Below are 17,857 nucleotides of genomic sequence, written 5' to 3' on the forward strand. Positions count from 1 at the left end.
GATGTGGCCTTTCAGAGTTGGGCGACCTGCATGGGGCGAACGACGGGGAGTGGCGCCGCCTTGCGGCGGCGCCGCGCGGCTGCCTCGGCGTAATAGGTCTCGAGCTGCCGCGCGCGATGGTCGGGGGTGTGATCGGCGAGGACTCGCTGCCGCGCGTTGTGGGCGATCGTGCGCCGTTGCTCTTCCGGCATGTCGCGCAGGATCTCGACGACCTCGCGTGGGCTGGTTGCCAGCAAAATTTCCTTCGACGGCGCGAAGATCGTCTCGATCCCGGGCCAGCGGTCCGAGATCACGGGCGTGCCGCAGGCAGCGGCTTCGAACAGCCGGACGCTCGGGGAGAAGCCCAGCGCCTTCATGTCGGCGCGGGTGGCGTTCAGCGTGAAACGCTGCGCCGCGTAGAACTCCGGATGCTGCTTCGGCGAGAGGTGCTCGATCCGGGCGACGTTGGCGGGCCAGGCGATGTCTTCCGGATATTGCGCGCCGGCGACGACGAATTGATCCGACGGCAGCGTGCGCGCCGGTGCAAGCAGCAGCTCGTCGAGAACGGGCTGCCGGTCCTCGCTGTAGGTCCCGAGATAGCCGAGCGCCCATTTCGGCTGCGCCTGCTTCGGTGCGTAGGTCTCCGCATCCGCGCTGCAATAAAGCACGCGCGCGAGCGGACTGCCGTAGCTCTGCTCGATCATGCCGGGCACCGGTCCGCCGGTGAAGGAGAGATAGAGATCGAAGCGTGGGATCATTGCCGCCGAGAGATAGTCGAGTCCCTGCTCCAGCCGCGCCAGGGTAACAGGCGTGTCGATGTCGTAGAACGCCGTGACGCCCCTCGCGTGGGTCGTGGTCCATTCGGCGATCGCGATGCCGTCAGGAACGTATGAGCCGATGATCACCAGATCGGCATCGCGGATCAGCTTGCCGAACTGGCGCGGAACATCCTTTAAGGATTGGTACAACTCGACCGTCCAGGCAGAGGGCTTGGTCAGGTCGCGGTGATCCCGATACCAGTGCACGTCCCGCTCCAGGAACGTGACTCGGTGACCTCGTCGCGCCAGCGCTTCGATCAGGGCGCGGTAGGTCGTCGCATGACCGTTGCCCCAGGACGAAGTGACCGAAAGACCGATGACGACGATGGAGAGATTCATTCTGCTGCCTCGATTCGGGAGCTGTTGGCGACGAAGAGATCGTTGAACTGACGGGCGCGCTGCCGATAGGTGTGCTGGCTGAGGATGCGTGCGCGGGCACGGCGGGCGATCGACCGGGCTCGCTCCGGATTGAGCGTGGCGAGGTGCTCTGCCACCTCGGCCCCGTCAGCGGCGACCAGCACCTCGCGGCCGGGATCGAGGAAATGATCGATGCCGGCCCATTGGTCGGTGATCAGGCAGGCGCCGGCGCCGATCGCTTCGAACACACGCGTTGGCGGGGAGAAACCGTAGCGCGCCATGCTGTCGCGATTGACGTTGAGCGTGGCGAGCCCGGAGCCGAAAAACGCGTTGTGGTCGGCGGTGCCGACATGGCCGACCTTGCGCAGATTGGCGGAGGCGTCCTTGTCGTCCCAGCCGGAGCCGCCGAGCACGAAGGACTTTTCAGGCAGGCGGCGCGCGACGTCGAGGAAGAAATGCTCGACGCGCGTCTCGCGGTCGGGCAGGCGGTTCGCCAGCAGGCTGAGATCGCAGGCGAAGCGTGGATTGGACGGCGAGGGAAAATGCGTGGCCGGATCGAGCGCGTTGTAGATCGGCACGCAGTCCCGCGCGCCCACAGATCGATACGCGGATACGACGGGCTCGCCGCCGCCATAGGTCAGGACCATGTCGTAGCAGGGGATCGCGCGGCGCAGATGATGCTGCGGATCGCTTTCCATCGCCTCGAGCGTGGCGGGAGCATCGACGTCCCAATAGATCCGCGTCAGCCGCGAGGGCAGCTCGGCGACGGCGTTCTCCAGCTCGAGATCAAAGACGCCGACGCCGCTGGCCTTGACCAGCATGTCGGCCGATTGTGCGGCGTCGTCGAGCGAGCGGCGCCAGCCGTCCGCGGTCGCGGGATAGACGATCACCCTGGCCCAATCCGGGTCCTCGATGTCGCGATGCGACTGGCGTTCGAAGGCGTCGGGTTCGTAGAAGGTGACCTCGTGGCCGAGCGCCGCGATCTCCTTCAGCATGCCGCGGTAGTACGTGGCGGCGCCATTCCAGTAGGACGAGACGAGGCTGGATCCGAAGAAGCAGATCTTCATGCAACGGCTCCGATGTCGTGCTGAGGCCGTGCCGAACGACCCGAATCCCTGATGTCGGTGACGATGTCGATGAGCTGCTCGGCGCGGTGGCGGCAGGTATGACGATCCCTGATGACCTTCAGCCCGGTCGCCACCATCGCGGCAGAGAATTCCGGATCGTCGATGACAGTACGAAGCGCCTGCTTCATCTGCGCGCCATCGGCAACGCTGAGATAAGCGCCCTCGGGGAACAGGCCTTCCGCATCCGACCAGGGTGCTGAAACCAGGGGAATGCCGCAGGCCAGCGCCTCGAACACGCGGATGGTCGGGATGCCCGGAAGCAGGGCGACGTAAGGCCCGCGCGGCACATGGATGGTCGCGCGCGCACCGGCGAAGGCGACGGGAGCCCAATGCGCCGGCAGCCAGCCGCCATAGCGGATGCCTGCGCTCCTGATGGTGTGAAGTGCGCCATCTGAGTAACGGACGCCATGGACGCTCGCGCGGAGCTTCAGCTCCGCCACGGGCGTGACCAGGAACTCATTCAGCTCGGCGCTGCGCTCGCCGTCGCCCCAATTGCCGATCCAGACCAGATCGTCGGTCCGTTCGACCTGCGGCAGCGGATGATACAACGCGACATCGGCGGCCTCGTGCCAGGTGAAGACCCGGTCGGCCCAGCCGAGCTTCAGATAGATCTGCCGAAGCACCTCGCCGAAAGCGAGCACGCCATCGAATCCGTCGAGATCGAATTGCGCAAGCTCCTCGGGTGCGCTGACCGCGCGGTGATGGGTGTCGTGAAACAGCAGGGTGAAGGACGCGCCTTGCGCCCGCCTGCGCCCGATCTGCGCGATGAGGTCGGGCGAATTCCATTCGTGCACGATGACGAGATCGGCGCCGTCAAGCGCCCGCGCGAGATCGAGGCCGGTATCGTAGCGGCGGATGTCGATGCCGGAAAAGAGCACGGGAATGTCGTCCATGGCATGACTGCCGCCTTCGCGGATCGCGTTCAGCCGGCTCCAGCCGTCGATGGGTTCGAACACGACGACCTCGTGTCCGAGCGCATGGAGCTCGCGCGCATAGCCACGGAGGAAATGCGCGTTGCCGTTGTTCCAGCAGGAGGTGAAGGCATGGTAGAACAGGACGCATTTCATGCGCGCACCTCGATCTGGCTAGCCGCCGCGCTCGTCCGGCTGGATGCGATCAGGTCCTGGTAGAGCCCGAGATAAGCGCTCGTCATGCGCGTCAAGGAATAGGTCAGGGATTGCTCGTAGGCAGCGCGCTGCAGCTTTGCTCGACCCCTATCGTCAGCGCAAAGCTCTGCCAGTGTCCGATGCAGCGCGACGCTGTCGGCGGGATCGACGAACAAGGCGGCGCCGCGCCACAATTCCCGGAACGTCGGGATGTCGGAGAGGACCAGCGCGCAGCCCGCGGCAGCGGCTTCCAGCACCGAAAGGCCGAACGGTTCATAGAGTGCGGGGCTGACGAAGATCGCTGCATGCTGCAAGCGCGCCTCCAGCGCACCGTGCGGCAGCTCTCCGAGCCAGGTGACGTCAGCTGGCAGACGTGCGTCGATAGGACCGGCCACCTCGACCGGCCAATCCAGCCCGGGCGCGGCGGTGGCGAGCGCTTCGATGTTCTTGGCACGATCCCACAGCCGTCCCGCCGCGAAAATCACGCCCTGCTTTCGTCCAGAAGGGGCGCGTGGCGCAATTCCGTTCCAGATCACCGCGCCGCGCGATCGCGGCTGGTAGATCGCGGTGATGTCGTCGTGGAAGGCCCGGCTCGGACAGACCCAGGCCTGCGTGATGTCGAGCGCCGCGGCGACCCGCTCGCTGTAGCGGCGCCATCTGGGTTCGCCGAGCCAGGCCGTATCGTGGCAGGCGAGCGCCCAGGAGTTCACGCAGGAATGCGCCACCAGTACGGTCGGGGCGTGCCAGGCAAAGGTCGCCTCGCGAAAGCTGTTCAGATGCACGACATCAGGCACCAATCTGGCTTCGAGGTTCGCAAGCACGCGCCTTGCGTCGGAGACGTTCCGCCCCTCCGGGTCCTGCCATTCGAGTGCGAGGTCCGTCTCGATCAGGTGCACACTGGTCTCACGCAGCATCTGACGCTGATCGACACGCGCCCGCGGGCCCAGCGTCACGAGCGTGACGTCGGCCCCGGACGCAGCGAGACTGGCGGCGAGGGCGCAGGAATAGGTCCAGACGCCGCCGACCGTGTCGGTCGTCATCATGATCCTGATGTCGGCGCCACGGCTCATGAGGCCACCTGGAGTTCGAGGGTGTCGAGCGGGACCGGGCGATCGTTCTGCACGTCGCTGAACTGGTCGAACATCGCGAGATAGTGCCGGTGCGCGCGCTCCCAGGCGACATCGTCGGGCTCGCCCCAGAGCTTCCGGTAGTCGGGCGAGCCGGGATAGGGATAGAGCGGCACCGGATCGTTGGCCCAGACGCCGGCATCCTGCATGGTGCGGCGCCAGCGCTGCACGACGGGATCGTCGTCCTCGGGCACCTCGATCAGATTGGCCTGCACGAAGGGGACGTGGCGGCGGGCTTCGACCAGCCGGCCCGCGAGCTGATCCGTCGTCATCTTGCAGTTCTTGGCCAGGGCCGCGCGCCCTTCCACGGTGAGGCTCTCGATGCCGGCTTCGATCGAGACGCAGCCGGCGCGCCCGAGTAGGGCGAGCATGTCGGGCTTCCACAAATCGATCCGCGTCTGCACGCCGAACTTCAGCCCGCGCGTCGTCAGGCCCTCCAGGAGCTCGCGATTGGGAAGAAAGATCTCGTCGATGAAGTAGACGTACTCGATGCCGTGACGGCGCAGACGATCGATCTCGTCGAGAATGATCGCGGGCGGCCGCTTCCGATAGGCGTTGCGGAAATTCTCCTTGGCGCAGAATGTGCAATTGTAGGGGCAGCCGCGCGAGGCCTCCACCTCGGCGCCCGGCGCCATCGGCTCGGCCTCGAAGCGGTGATGATGGTGATGGTGACGCCGGATCATCTCGCCCGGCCATTCGAGCACGGGCTGATCGTTGAACGCGACCACCTGTGGGCCGTCATTGACCCGGAGCGAAGCACCGTCGGCGAAGCACAGGCCGGGAAAGTCCCGTTCGCCATTGGCGAGCCGCAGCAGCGACGACTCGCACTCGCCCATCACCACGATGTCGACGCCGAGCTTCTTCAGGGCGGTCTTCGGCGTGGTCGAGCCATGCGGGCCGACCGCGATCAGGGTCGGCGCGAGGTCCCGCATCGCGATCGCGAGCTGCTGGGGCACGCGCAGCTCGGGCGGCGCGCAGCGCCAGAACAGATAGGTCGGTGCGGTGGTGAAGACGATCTGGTCGGGACCAAAGGCGCGCAGCTCGGCCTCGATCTCAGGGAGGGAAAGATCGAACATGTGCGCATCGAGCAGCAGCGTGTTGTGGCCCGCCGCCTTCAGATAGTGCTCGGAGATGCCGAGCTCGAGTGGCAGGTGAGGCGAGCGGCAGCCGAAATAGATGCTGCCCGAAAAATCCCAGTTGGGATTGATGAGGGCGACCCGCGTCATGCCAGGGCCTCGCTTCTGTCCTGTGATCCGAAGCGGCTGTCGAGCCAGGTGTGGAGTGAGCGTAGGCCGTCCGCGAGCGGCATTTGCGGCGCCCAGCCGAGCGCGGTGGCGAGCGCCCGCGTGTCGGTCACGTACCAGGGCTGATCGCCCGGTCGCCAGTCCGTAAAGCGATAGCTGACCTTGCGGCCCGTCAGCTCGGTGATGCGGTCGATCAACTCCAGCAGGCTGACCGCATTCGCCGGACCGCCGCCGAGATTGAAGACGCACCCGCGGGCCAGCGCGATGTGGTCGAGCGCCGCGAGCCAGGCGCTCACCGCGTCCGACACGTGCAGCGCGTCGCGGACCTGCTTGCCGTCGCCGTAGATCGTCAGCGGATTGCCGCTGATGGCGCTGAGCAGGAAGTGCGCGATCCAGCCCTGATCCTCGGTGCCGAATTGCCGCGGCCCGTAGATGCAGCTCATGCGCATCACCACGGTCTGCAGCCCGAACACCCGGGCATAGTCGTGCACGTATTGATCGGCGGTCCCCTTGGAGCAGCCATAGGGGCTGTAGAAATCCAGCGGCGCGTTCTCCGAAATGCCCCCCGCGAGCAGATCATTGACCGGCGTGTAGCGGCGGTCGGTGAGCGCGATCTCGCTGTCGTCGATCAGGCGCCCATAGACCTTGTTGGTCGAGGCAAAGATCACCGGGGCCGAAGCGTTGTGCAGGCGAACGGCTTCCAGCACGTTCAGCGTGCCGCGCGCATTGATCTCGAAGTCGGCCGAGGGATCGCTGACGCTGTCGGTCACCGCGACCTGGGCTGCGAGGTGCAGCACGGCCCGCGCCTCGCGCACGGCGTCGATCACCGGAATGGGGTCGCGGATATCGGCCAATGTGATCGCGACGCGGTCGCCATGCCGGGATTTCAGCCATTGCGCGTTCTCGCGCACGCCGGCGCGGGCGAGATTGTCCAGCACCAGCACGCGATCGCCCCGCTCGGCGAGACGGTCGGCGAGATTGCAGCCGATGAAGCCGCAGCCGCCGGTGACCAGGACGGGTCTGTTGTCTTGTTCACTCATCACGCGACCAACCCTCGTTGCAGCAGCTCACGGGTCGCCCGTTCTGCCTGATCGTCGGCGATCTGGTCGGCGAGGTACCCGGCGAGCTCTTCAAGGCCGTCCTTGAACGCGACATGCGGCTCGAAGCCGAGCAGGTCGCGTGATTTGCCGATATCGGCGAAGCAGTGCCGGATGTCGCCGGCACGGTATTTTCGCGTGATCTCGGGATCGATCTCGCGCCGTCCCATCACCTGCGCCAGATCCTCGGCCACCGACAGAATGGTGCGGCTCTGACCCGAACCGACGTTGAAGACGTCCTGGGCGTGGTCGGATTCGAGCGCCATGCGGCAGGCGCGGGCGACGTCGTGCACATGGACGAAATCGCGCCGTTGCAGGCCGTCTTCGAAGACGAGCGGCGGCCGGCCGTTGAGCAGCCGTGCGGCGAAGATGGCCAGCACGCCGGTATAGGGATTCGACAGCGCTTGCCGCGGACCGAACACGTTGAAGAAGCGCATGCCGACGGTCGGAATGCCGTAGGCCTTGCCTGTGATCAGGCACATGCGCTCCTGCGCATATTTGTTCAGGGCGTAGATCGAGCTCAGCGACGGCTGCTTGGTCTCAGGGGTGGGCACGGGATCGAGCGCATGGCCTGCATGATCCCGCAATTCCCACTCGCCCTTGCGAAGCTGCTCGATCGGTCGTTCGTCGCCGGCGACGACGCTTCCAACGGCATCACGATACAGGCCTTCGCCGTAGATGCTCATCGAGGATGCCACCACCAGCCGTGCGACCGGTCGCCTGGCGAGCGCCTGCAGCAGCACGGCGGTGCCAAGCTCGTTCGTCCTGACATAGGGCTCAATGTCGTACATGCTCTGGCCGACGCCGACGGCGGAGGCGAGATGCAGGACCATGTCGGCGCCGCGCAAGGCCTGTTCGACCGTGGCGGCATCGGTGACGTCGCCGACCACGAGCTCGGCGTCGTCGGCGAGATAGGCGGGACGCTGACGGTTGCCGCCATGCACCTGCGGAGAGAGATTGTCGAGAAGGCGGACCTCGTAGCCGGCTGCAAGCAGCACGTCCGCCGTATGCGAACCGATGAATCCCGCGCCCCCAGTGATCAATACTCGCGTCATTCACCGCTCCGTGCCGCATGGGACCGATCCGTTCGGACCGGCCGATGATGAGAGTTGAAGCGCGCTTTGCTCGGTCGGGCGACCTGCGCGCCAGTCACGTCTGGGAATTAGAAGCGGTGCTAGGAATGTTCGTTCCTGCGAAACCTACAAACGAAAAGTTCTCTAACCTGGATCAATAACCCAGGTGAATCCCGGCTAGAAATGCGCGCCATGAAGCGGCGCCGGCAGGTCGAGATGTCTTGCAACGGTCGCGCCGATGTCGGCAAAGCCGGCGCGCCGGCCGATCGGAGACATCGATTGTGCGGCCCACGTCAGGATCGGGACCTGCTCACGCGTGTGATCGGTGCCATTCCAGGTCGGATCGCAGCCATGATCGGCGGTGATGATCAGGAGATCGTCGCTTCGCAGCCGGCTCAGCAGCTCGGGTAGGCGGGCGTCGAAGGCTTCAAGCGCCGCGGCGTAGCCCGCGACGTCGCGACGGTGGCCGTAGAGCGTGTCGAAATCGATGAAGTTCGCGAACAACAGCCCGCCTTCTGCAAGGCCTGCCAGCCCATCGAGCGTGGCATCGAAAAGCGCCGCATTGCCGTCGCCGCGCAGGTTTCGCCCGGTGCCGCGATGAGCGAAGATGTCGTCGATCTTGCCGATCGTCACGATGTCGCGGCCGGCAGTTTCTGCAAGGTCGAGGATGGTTCGCTCGGGCGGCGGTACCGAGAAATCGCGCCGGTGCGAGCTGCGCTTGAAATTGTCCGCGCTCGTTCCGACGAACGGACGCGCGATGACGCGCCCAATGTTGAGGGGATCGACCAGCCGCCTCGCGACCGCGCAGACGTCGTAGAGCCGCTCGAGCCCGAACGTCTCCTCGTGCGCCGCGATCTGGAACACGCTGTCGGCCGAGGTGTAGCAGATCGGCTCGCCACTGCGCATGTGGCGCTCGCCGAATTCGGCGATGATGTCGGTGCCGGAAGCGTGGCAATTGCCGAGGATGCCGGGCAGTCCGCCTTGTTCGCACAGCTTCGTTACGAGAGCGGGCGGGAAGCAGGGTTGGACCTTAGGAAAATAGCCCCAATCGAACGCGACAGGGACGCCGGCGATTTCCCAATGGCCTGATGGCGTGTCCTTGCCCCTCGAGATCTCGCTGGCGCAGCCATAGCGCGCATGTTGTGTCCGGCCGTCGAGCCCGGGCGGGATCCGGCCCGTGGAGAGGCGGCAGGCCTCGCCAAGGCCCAGCGCCACGAGATTGGGCAGGCGCAGCGGGCCCTCCCGTTGCGGACCATTGGCACGGCCGGCCATGCACGCATCCGCGATGTGGCCGACGGTGTCGGCACCCTCGTCGCCGTAATTGACAGCGTCGGGCGCCGCGCCGATTCCGACGGAATCCATCACCAGGATCAGGGCACGCATGTCGGCTCCCTGATCGGTGGAGAGGCGCCAATGGAGGCGGCGAGACCGGTCTTGGTGCAATAGCGCTCGATCATCTGCGCGCAGAAGTCGGCGAACTCGTTGACGTCGAGCGGCGGGCTGGTGTGATGCGGTTCGAGACCGCGGTGCTCCGGCGTGAAGCAGAACGTCACGGTGACCTCGAATTCGGCCAGCGCATCCATCTGGCGGTCGAACCAGTCCAGCGCGTTGGGACGGAAGCTGTCGGCCCATGACAGCCCGGTCCGCAAGTGCCTCACGCCAAAGCGGCGCATCCAGCGCACGGCGTCATCGAGGCGATGGTCCTCGAAGTGAAACCACTGGCACAGGCCCATGTCGGCGGCATATTGCCCGAACAGCTCCGCGGCGGCTTTCGGCGTTCCATCCTCGCGCAGCAGGCCCATGTGGAAATGCCGGTAGTAGGAAGATCCCTCCGCCTCCTTGTGCCGGGTGGTCGCCTCCCAGGCCGAAGGGAGATCGTAGAGGCTGTACCAATGGATGCGCGGCGCGCGGCCGATCAGAAGCTCGGCGGTGCGCGACAGGCCCCACGCCTGCACCTCCTCGGCGCCGAACGAGGAGACGCCGACCTCGGTCACCCAGACCGGGAGCGAGGTGACGGCCCTGATCTCCTCGATCTTGGCCGGCCATTCTCCGATCTGCCATAAATTCCAGTCGAGCGGGAAGCCGTGCACGGCGACGGCGTCGACGTGATCGAGCACGCCGCGCGCCTGCATGTTGCGCATGAAGGACGGGTCGATCGGCGAGATGCCACCGAGCACGCGCGGCAAGGTCGGATACGCGCTGCGGATGGCCTTTCCGGCCGCGAGCGCCAGGTTGGCGAACATCGCCCAGTCCGGGTCGATCAGGATGTCCCAATGCGACTTGTTGTTGGGCTCGTTCCAGATCTTGGCCGCCTCGATCATCGGCCCGCCTCCCGTGACGGATAGACCGGCCCGTCAGCCTGCGGCCGCGTCGTGCGCTTGCACAGGTAGACTTCCTCCTCGGGATGGGCCGCGATGGCAAAGCCGGCGCTGCGCAGCATGGCCTCGACGCAGGCGCGATTGGGCACCCACCAATTGGTGGGGTCGTCGGCATATTTGTGCTCGATGAAGTGCAGCTTCGGGTAGCCGGAGGAACCGAACTGGTCGGTGGTCCAGAAGTCGTAGTTCTTCTCGATCGCATCGACGTGGCTGTCGCCGCGCTGCATCGACTGGAACAGCAGGAGATCGCCGGCGACATGCTCATGGATCAGGTCCAGCGCCAGCAGCGGGTGTCGCAGATGATAGAGCACGCCCATGAAGATCACGAGGTCGAATTGTTCACGGAGCTGCCCGACATCATAGGCCGACATCTTGCGAAATTCGATCCTGAGCCCGTTGACCTCGGCCGCGAAGCGGGCCTGGGCCAGATATTCCTCGTCGGTGTCGAGGCCGAGCACGCGCTCGGCGCCGCGCCGTTTCATCTCCATGGCGTAGAAGCCGGCATTGCAGCCGATATCGAGCACGGTCTTGCCTTCGAGCCGGTCCGGGATGATGCCGGAGAAGCGCTGCCACTTCACATTGGGATAGTCGCCGAGAAAGTGCGACGGCGCGGTCGGCACGCCCTGGAGGTCGAGATTGTGAAACCATGGCCCCAGCGCATCGACACGCTGGCGGATTTCCTCACGGGAGAGGGCGCCTATGGTCATGCAATCGCTCCGTTGTTCACAGTGACCGGCCGGGCTCCGTCCGATGAGGCGCGGGCCCGCAACTTGGAACGGCCCTCGGCGCTCTCGGCAAGCAGGGCCATCGCCGTGCGATAGCCGTCGATGGTGCCGACATCGACGTAGGATTCGCCGGCCCTGACGCCGATGCCGTTGCCGCCGGCCGCAAGATAGGCATTGACCAGCGTCCCGAAATATTCGTCGCGGCGTTCGCGTGCGTGCCACAGCGACTGCAGCTGGCGGAAGCCGTGCGCCGACATCTTGAAAGCACCCCAGATCCAGCGCGAGCTTGCATTCGGCTGCTTGACCTGGATCTCCGTCACCTGCTCGCCGTCCAGCACGACCGCATCGAAGAATTCGGGATGCTCGACCGGGAACAGCAGGAACGAGAGGTCTGCATCGGGCAGGGACTGCAGGGCCGCCTTGGGAAACCAGACCGTGTCGGGCAGGCCGACCATGACATCCTCGTGCTGCCCGACGACGGTGCTTGCCCTGAACACGGCGTCGCACAGGCCGGAGGCTTCGGGCTGCACCACATAGGCGAGCTCGGCGCTGCCGTAATGGTCGCCGAAATATTCCAGGATGTCGGACTTGCCGGGCGAGATCACGAAGCAGATCTTGTCGGCGCCGCCGAGGATGAGGCGCTCCAGCAGATATTCGGAGACGGCGCAGGGACGGTCCGTACCGTCGTCGCTCCGGCTGCCGACCGGCAGCAATTCCTTCGAGAACGCAAGCGGCTGGATTCGGCTGCCGCGGCCCGCGGCCGGAACGATGCCCCACATGATCAGGCCTCCTCGATTTGTTGCCGGCTGACGTGGCTCGACGTCATCTGCTCGAGCATTAAGATCAGTTCACGCGCGCGCTTGTCGGATGTGTGCTGGTCCATGGTGCGGTCATAAGCGCGCCGGGCCATCCGCCTGAGCTCGGCATCCGGCATCGCGAGCGCGGCGAGCGCGTCGTGCTCGTCGCGTGCGATCAGGATTTCCTCTCCGGGCGCGAAGAAGTCCGCTATTCCGGGCCAGTGGTCGCTCAGCAGCGGGGCGCCGCAGGCCGCGGCCTCGAACAGCCGGCCGGATGGGCACCAGCCCATTTCCGCCATGGCCCGGCGGGTGACGTTGAGCGTTAGCCGCGACGAGGCAAAGAACGGTGCGTGCTCGGACGGCGGCAGGTGCCGCACGAAATAGATGTTGGGCGACCACGGGAAATCGTCCGGATATTGCGCGCCGCCGATCAGGAAGCGGAGGTCCTGGCGCGCCCGCGCGGGCGCGACGAAAAGTGTCCCGAGCGTGCGCTGGCGATCTTCGGAGTAGGTGCCGAGATAGGACAAATCGGCGCGATAATGCGGCTGCGGCATGACCTGATGGTGGATGTCTGTGTCGACATGCCCATAAAGCGCCCGGGTATCCCGCGCCCCGAGCCGATTGCGGAATTCATCCGCAACGTGAGGTCCGCCGGTGAAGCTGAGCACCAGCTCAAAATCCTGCAGGCCGCGCGGACCGATATAGGGGACGGGCTCGCCGGCGTCGAGCTTTGCCAGCGTGATCGGCGTATCGAGGTCGTAGAACACGGGAACAGCACGACCTTCGAAGAGGATCAGCTCGGTCGCGGCAATCGCATCGGGACAATAGGAAGTCACGATCGCAACGTCGGCATCACGGATTTCGGCGCTTGCCGCCTGCCGCACATCGTCCCAGTTCGCGAACAGCCGGAGCGCGCCGCCCGGCAGTTCCTGGAGATCCCGGGCACCGGCATAATAGGGAACGTCGCGCTCGAAGAAGACGATACTGTGCCCCGACCGCGCGAGATGCTTGCAGAAGCCGCGCCACAAGGTGGCATGCCCGTTGCCCCAGGATGAGGAGATTGTCAGGCCGAAGATGACGATCTTCACGCCGGCACCCGCTGGTTGATCCCGGTGATCTTCATGCCGCGGGCGTCGGCGCGGAGCGTGCTGATGCTGGCAGGATCGATCTCGATCGAAAGAAACTGGTCGAGCGGCGTGCGCGAATAGTGCAGGAGCGCGGCGCGGATCGGCTCGGCGTGGCTGACGAGGACGGCGGCACCGAGATTGCGATCGCCACGCAGCTGCTCCAGATGAGCGACCACGCGGTTCTGAAGCGACCGCATGGTCTCGCCGCCGGGCGGGCGGCTCGTGCCGCGTCGCCCGTTCCAGCGCGACCATCGACGATCCGGCGCCAGGTCGTCGAACGATCGTCCGGTCCATTCGCCATAATCGAGCTCGTCGAGGGCGGGGACGATCTCCACCGGCAGCCTGAAATGCGCGGCGAGGATGCAGGCCGATTGCACGCAGCGCCGTTGCGGGCTGGACTGAATGAGCGATGGCCGCGGCGCGATGGTGCCGGCACAGCGTGCCATCTCCTCACAGCCGAGATCGCTGAGCTCGACGCCTTTCATCCGGCCGCACAGGATGCGGCCGAGCAGGGCATGGTGACCGTGCCGGACGAGATGGATGATCCCAGCCATCACGCAAGCGCCTTGTCGTCGATGAAGGCGCGTGTCCGCCGTCCGGCCTCTTCGTCGGTGAACTGCTGCGGCGGCGATTTCATGAAATAGCTGGAAGGGCCGGTCAGCGCTCCGGCCTGGCCGCGGTCCATGGCGAGCTTGGCACAACGCACCGCGTCGATCACGACGCCGGCCGAGTTCGGGGAGTCCCAGACCTCGAGCTTGACCTCGGCGCTCAAGGGAACGCCGCCGAACGTCGTTCCCTCCAGGCGGATGAAGGCGAGCTTGCGGTCGGTGAGCCATGGCACGTGATCGCTCGGTCCGACATGGATGTTGTCGGGGTCCATGGGGACGTCGAACTGGCTGGTCACGGCCTGGGTCTTGGAGATCTTCTTCGAGGCCAGCCGCTCCCGCTCGAGCATGTTCTTGAAATCGGTGTTGCCGCCGACATTGAGCTGGTAGGTGCGGTCGAGCCGCACGCCGCGGTCACGGAACAGATTGGCGAGCACGCGATGCAGGATGGTGGCACCGACCTGGCTCTTGATGTCGTCGCCGACGATCGGCAGGCCGGCCTCCTCGAAGCGGCGCCGCCACTCCGAATTGGAGGCGATGAAAACCGGAATGCAATTGACGTAGCCGCAGCCGGCCTCGATGGCGCGCGCCGCATACCACTCGCTGGCGCGCTGCGAGCCGACCGGAAGATAGGATACCAGAACGTCGGTGCGGGACATCGCCAGCACTTCGGACACGTCGGCCTCCGGCACGTCCGCAACCGGAACGTCGTCGGTGAGATATTGGCCGATGCCATCCAGGACCGGACCGCGCTGGACGATCACGCCTGTCGGCGCGACGTCGGAGAAGCGGTGCGTGTTGTTGGGCGCCGCGAAGATCGCATCGGCGACGTCGCGGCCGACCTTGTTGGCGTTGACGTCGAAGGCCGACGCAATCTGGATGTCGCTGATATGGTAACCGCCGAGGTCCGCGTTCATCAGTCCCGGGACCGGCTCGTTCGACTTGGCGTTCCGGTAGTAGGTGAGGCCCTGGACGAAGGAGCTCGCGCAATTGCCGACGCCGACGAGTCCGACGCGCACGCGGCGCCTGTCTTGAAGACGAGAATGCATGGAATGAAGCCCTCCGGAAACACGCGGCGTCGGTGCAAGAGTCGGTGCAAGAGTCGGTGTAAGTACGTCGGCGAACGTGCGGAAGGTATGTTCGTTCCTGGAAAGGAGATGCGAGCGGCAGGGCTTGGGCGATTCATCGCGACAAAATGCGACGCGCTTAACATGGGATAGATTCCCGAACCGCCAACCGGGAACGAACAGCTTTCATGATGAAGATGAAGAAGATGATGCTCGCCTCGCACGACCGCTTCGAATCTGCCGCGAAGAACCAATCATTCCGGCCCGCGTTTGTCGGCCAATGGTTCGGTGCGGTACGGGCTCATCGCCCGGTTCGTCAAAGAGAGGTGACATGACGTCGAGGGCGCCCGGTTGCTGGGCGGAAGCGATCAGGGCGGGCGATTTCGCTCGGGCCTGGATGGTCAATGATCGTGATCTGCTGGAGATCGCACATCCGCCCAAGCACACCGGCCCGCGCCATCTGCAGCGCATCTGGCGCGGCGAGGACCTCAAGGGTAAGCACGTGCTGGTGCGCTGCTATCACGGGCTCGGCGACACCATCCAGTTCCTGCGCTTCATGAGTCCGCTTCGCGCGATTGCGCGCAGCGTGACCCTGTGGTGTCAACCCGAGCTGCTGCCGCTGGTCGTGGGCGCCGCGGGCGTCGATCGTGCGATCCCGCTGCATGATGGTGCGCCCGAGATCGCTTTCGAGGTCGACATCGAGATCATGGAGGTGCCGCACGCGATCCGAGCCCGACGGGATCAGGTCGAAATGCGCGGGCCTTACCTGGCGCTGCCTCCACTTGCCGTTCGGCCGCCCCGAAGAGAACAAGGTCTGGCCGTCGGCCTGGTCTGGAAGGTCGGTGAGTGGGACAAGCGGCGGGAGGTGCCGGCCGTCTTGTTGCGCAACCTCGCAGGGTTCGGCGTCACGCTCCATTCGCTCCAGCGCGGCGCCAGCACCGAAGAGCTCGCGGCGATCGGAGCGCGGGACGTCAGCACGCCCGACATCACAGCTCTCGGCCATCGCCTGCGGCAGCTCGATCTCGTCGTATGTGTCGATACCATGGTCGCACACCTTGCGGGCGCGCTTGGATGCGAGGCCTGGGTCTTGCTTCATGCCGATTGCGACTGGCGCTGGCCTCCATCCGGCGCGCGCTCGTTCTGGTATCCGAGCCTGCGCCTGTTTCACCAAAGACGGCCGGGCGATTGGGGCCATGTCGTCGCCGAAGTCCGCGACGCGCTGCGGGCGCGCCTCGAAGCAGGTCGAGCCACTGCGGCGACGTGATTCCAGACCATTATTTCCAAGACATTGCTGAGGAACGAGCGTCGCCCACGCGCTTTGGAGCAACGTCCTCGCGAGGGAAAGACGCTCATGCAAAGTTCCGACGCCGCTGTGTCGACCGCCAGCCTGTCGCGGGTGACGGACGATATCTGGATCCTGGATGACAAGCCGATCAGCGCCGCCGGCCTGCAACTGCCCGTGCGGATGACCGTCATCCGCTTGTCGAATGGCGACCTCGTGCTGCATTCGCCGGTGCGTTATTCGCCCGCTCTGCGCCAGGAGCTGGAGCGGCTGGGCTCGATCAGGTACCTGCTTGCGCCGAATATCGCGCATTGGATGTTTCTGCCTGAATGGCAAAGGCAGCTGCCGCAGGCCGCGATCTTTGCCGCGCGCGGCCTTGCGGCGCGCGGGCAGGTGCGGGCGGCCGGCATCCGTATCGATCGCGAAATTGGAGACACGACGCCGGAGGAATGGGCCGCCGACCTCCAAACATTGTCGGTGAATGCTCCGATGTTCTCCGAGGTCGAGCTGTTCGACCGGCGGAGCCGGACGCTGGTTCTGACCGATATCGTGCAGAACCTCGATCCCCACCACCTCAGCGCCTCGAATGCGGCTGCGGCGAACCTGCTCGGCATTGCCAAGCCGGACGGGAAGGCCCCGGTCTATCTGCGGCTGCTGCTGCGTCTCGGCGGCCGTTCGGCGCAGGCTGCGGCCGAGCGGCTGGTGAAGCTGGCTCCGGAGCGGGTGATCTTTGCGCATGGCGACTGGTTCGAAACCCAGGGAACGGCGCGCCTGCGGCGATCGCTGCGCTGGCTGCTTCCCGCAGACGTTTCGGGACGCGAGCAGCGGCAGGTGGTCGGCACCCGCGTCGTCGTCACCGGCGCCTCCAGTGGAATCGGGCGTGCCGCGGCGCTGGCTTTTGCCCGCGAGGGCGCGAGCGTGGTCCTCGCGGCGCGCCGCGGCGAGGTCTTGATGCGCCTTGCTGCCGAATGTGAGGCGCTCGGAGGCCGGGCCCTGGCCGTGCCGACCGACGTCACTGACGCGCAGGCGGTGCAGCGTCTGGCCGGTGCGGCGGACGAGGCCTTCGGCGGCATCGACGTCTGGATCAACAACGCCGGCACCGGCGTGTTCGGGGCCTATCAGGATGCGGATATCGCGCTCCATCGCCGCACCATCGAGGTCAATCTGCTCGGCACCATGCATGGCGCGTTCGCGGTGCTTCCGATCTTCCTCCGCCAGAACCGCGGTGTCCTGATCAACAACATCTCGCTCGGTGGCTGGGCGCCGACGCCCTTCGCCGCAGCCTATACCGCCAGCAAGTTCGGCCTGCGCGGCTTCACCGCAAGCTTGCGTCAGGAGCTCCGGGCTCGTCCCGACATTCATGTCTGCGGCGTCTTCCCGTCCATCGTCGATACGCCGGGCTTCGTCCACGGCGCTAACGCCTCCGGACGAAGGCTCGATCCTGGCCCGCTGCTTTATCAATCCGAAGACGTGGCTCAGACCTTCCTGCGCCTCGCCCACGCGCCTCGTGACGAGGTGGCGGTGGGGTGGCCGGCGCGCGCCGGGCAATTGGCCTATGCGATTGCCCCTGGGATCACCGAGAATATCCTGGGAGCAGCATTCCGCTGGCTGCTGTCGCGCGCGCGTCCCGCCGCGAGGAACGAAGGCACCATGCTCGAAGCGGCTCCGCAGGGCACGTCCGTCGACGGCGGCTGGCTGGCGCGGAAGCAAGTTCCGCCCGCCGCTGTGCTCAGCAAGGGGCTCGTGGTGCTCGGGATCGCTGCCGGCCTGGCGTTCGCGGCATCGAGGGCCGGCCGTCCGTACCGCTCCCGCGCGCGGACGCGGCGGCGCCGCGCGTGACGCCGCCGCTCGTCTGTTGCCGTCGCTCCGGCAAGGCATAGGCCCTGACGCAATCGCCGAGCTTGGCGCCGAACGAGCCGTGGCCTCCGTCCACCGTCACGACGTATTG

The 17,857-nt window shown here is 66.0% G+C and carries 17 protein-coding genes; 3 read left to right on the forward strand and 14 right to left on the reverse strand.

Translation table 11 applies throughout. The features are described 5' to 3' along the window. Window positions 1-11: 11 nt before the first annotated feature. The 14 genes from AB7M16_RS33715 to AB7M16_RS33780 form a co-directional block, all read right to left on the reverse strand. The gene (locus AB7M16_RS33715) at window positions 12-1,136 is read right to left on the reverse strand and encodes a CgeB family protein (protein WP_453946592.1); all 1,125 of its coding nucleotides are present in this window, start codon (window positions 1,134-1,136) and stop codon (window positions 12-14) included. Continuing rightward, window positions 1,133-2,221 carry a CgeB family protein gene (locus AB7M16_RS33720; RefSeq protein WP_453946593.1) on the reverse strand — a complete coding sequence of 363 codons (1,089 nt, stop codon included), beginning with the start codon at window positions 2,219-2,221 and terminating at the stop codon, window positions 1,133-1,135. Before AB7M16_RS33720 ends, AB7M16_RS33715 begins: the two co-directional genes overlap by 4 nt. Next, window positions 2,218-3,348, reverse strand: a complete 1,131-nt coding sequence (locus AB7M16_RS33725; RefSeq protein ID WP_439363603.1) for a CgeB family protein — start codon at window positions 3,346-3,348, stop codon at window positions 2,218-2,220. Before AB7M16_RS33725 ends, AB7M16_RS33720 begins: the two co-directional genes overlap by 4 nt. Further along, complete coding sequence (locus AB7M16_RS33730) at window positions 3,345-4,457, reverse strand: glycosyltransferase family 4 protein (RefSeq protein WP_453946594.1); 1,113 nt, start codon at window positions 4,455-4,457, stop codon at window positions 3,345-3,347. The genes AB7M16_RS33725 and AB7M16_RS33730 overlap by 4 nt, the downstream gene beginning before the upstream one ends. Next, window positions 4,454-5,740 carry a TIGR04295 family B12-binding domain-containing radical SAM protein gene (locus AB7M16_RS33735; RefSeq protein WP_453946595.1) on the reverse strand — a complete coding sequence of 429 codons (1,287 nt, stop codon included), beginning with the start codon at window positions 5,738-5,740 and terminating at the stop codon, window positions 4,454-4,456. The genes AB7M16_RS33730 and AB7M16_RS33735 overlap by 4 nt, the downstream gene beginning before the upstream one ends. Continuing rightward, window positions 5,737-6,798, reverse strand: a complete 1,062-nt coding sequence (locus AB7M16_RS33740; RefSeq protein ID WP_453946596.1) for an NAD-dependent epimerase/dehydratase family protein — start codon at window positions 6,796-6,798, stop codon at window positions 5,737-5,739. Before AB7M16_RS33740 ends, AB7M16_RS33735 begins: the two co-directional genes overlap by 4 nt. Further along, complete coding sequence (locus AB7M16_RS33745) at window positions 6,798-7,910, reverse strand: NAD-dependent epimerase/dehydratase family protein (RefSeq protein ID WP_439363599.1); 1,113 nt, start codon at window positions 7,908-7,910, stop codon at window positions 6,798-6,800. Before AB7M16_RS33745 ends, AB7M16_RS33740 begins: the two co-directional genes overlap by 1 nt. Window positions 7,911-8,105: 195 nt before the next feature. Next, a complete protein-coding gene (locus AB7M16_RS33750; protein ID WP_453946597.1) occupies window positions 8,106-9,311 on the reverse strand; it encodes a phosphopentomutase in 1,206 nt (401 codons plus the stop codon). Continuing rightward, window positions 9,299-10,249, reverse strand: a complete 951-nt coding sequence (locus AB7M16_RS33755) for a beta-xylosidase (RefSeq protein WP_453946598.1) — start codon at window positions 10,247-10,249, stop codon at window positions 9,299-9,301. The genes AB7M16_RS33750 and AB7M16_RS33755 overlap by 13 nt, the downstream gene beginning before the upstream one ends. Then, window positions 10,246-11,013, reverse strand: a complete 768-nt coding sequence (locus tag AB7M16_RS33760; protein WP_260383092.1) for a TIGR04290 family methyltransferase — start codon at window positions 11,011-11,013, stop codon at window positions 10,246-10,248. Before AB7M16_RS33760 ends, AB7M16_RS33755 begins: the two co-directional genes overlap by 4 nt. Next, window positions 11,010-11,810: a nucleotidyltransferase family protein gene (locus AB7M16_RS33765; RefSeq protein WP_453946599.1), complete on the reverse strand. Its 801-nt coding sequence runs from the start codon at window positions 11,808-11,810 to the stop codon at window positions 11,010-11,012. The genes AB7M16_RS33760 and AB7M16_RS33765 overlap by 4 nt, the downstream gene beginning before the upstream one ends. Before the next feature lie 2 nt (window positions 11,811-11,812). Further along, the gene (locus tag AB7M16_RS33770) at window positions 11,813-12,916 is read right to left on the reverse strand and encodes a CgeB family protein (RefSeq protein WP_453946600.1); all 1,104 of its coding nucleotides are present in this window, start codon (window positions 12,914-12,916) and stop codon (window positions 11,813-11,815) included. Beyond that, window positions 12,913-13,509 carry a histidine phosphatase family protein gene (locus tag AB7M16_RS33775; protein WP_453946601.1) on the reverse strand — a complete coding sequence of 199 codons (597 nt, stop codon included), beginning with the start codon at window positions 13,507-13,509 and terminating at the stop codon, window positions 12,913-12,915. Before AB7M16_RS33775 ends, AB7M16_RS33770 begins: the two co-directional genes overlap by 4 nt. Then, window positions 13,509-14,609, reverse strand: coding sequence for an inositol-3-phosphate synthase (locus AB7M16_RS33780; protein ID WP_453946602.1), 1,101 nt, complete (start codon window positions 14,607-14,609; stop codon window positions 13,509-13,511). The genes AB7M16_RS33775 and AB7M16_RS33780 overlap by 1 nt, the downstream gene beginning before the upstream one ends. A gap of 206 nt (window positions 14,610-14,815) precedes the next feature. Between AB7M16_RS33780 and AB7M16_RS33785 the strand changes: the two genes are divergently transcribed. From AB7M16_RS33785 to AB7M16_RS33795, 3 genes are all read left to right on the forward strand, one after another. After that, window positions 14,816-14,962 (forward strand): hypothetical protein, encoded by a 147-nt coding sequence (locus AB7M16_RS33785; protein WP_172784459.1) that lies wholly within the window; start codon window positions 14,816-14,818, stop codon window positions 14,960-14,962. After that, entirely contained in the window at window positions 14,959-15,891 is a 933-nt protein-coding gene (locus tag AB7M16_RS33790; protein WP_453946603.1) for a hypothetical protein, read from the forward strand. Before AB7M16_RS33785 ends, AB7M16_RS33790 begins: the two co-directional genes overlap by 4 nt. A gap of 87 nt (window positions 15,892-15,978) precedes the next feature. After that, window positions 15,979-17,748 (forward strand): SDR family oxidoreductase, encoded by a 1,770-nt coding sequence (locus AB7M16_RS33795; protein WP_453946604.1) that lies wholly within the window; start codon window positions 15,979-15,981, stop codon window positions 17,746-17,748. Window positions 17,749-17,857 lie beyond the last annotated feature (109 nt).

It is taken from the genome of Bradyrhizobium sp. USDA 372 (assembly GCF_053629095.1).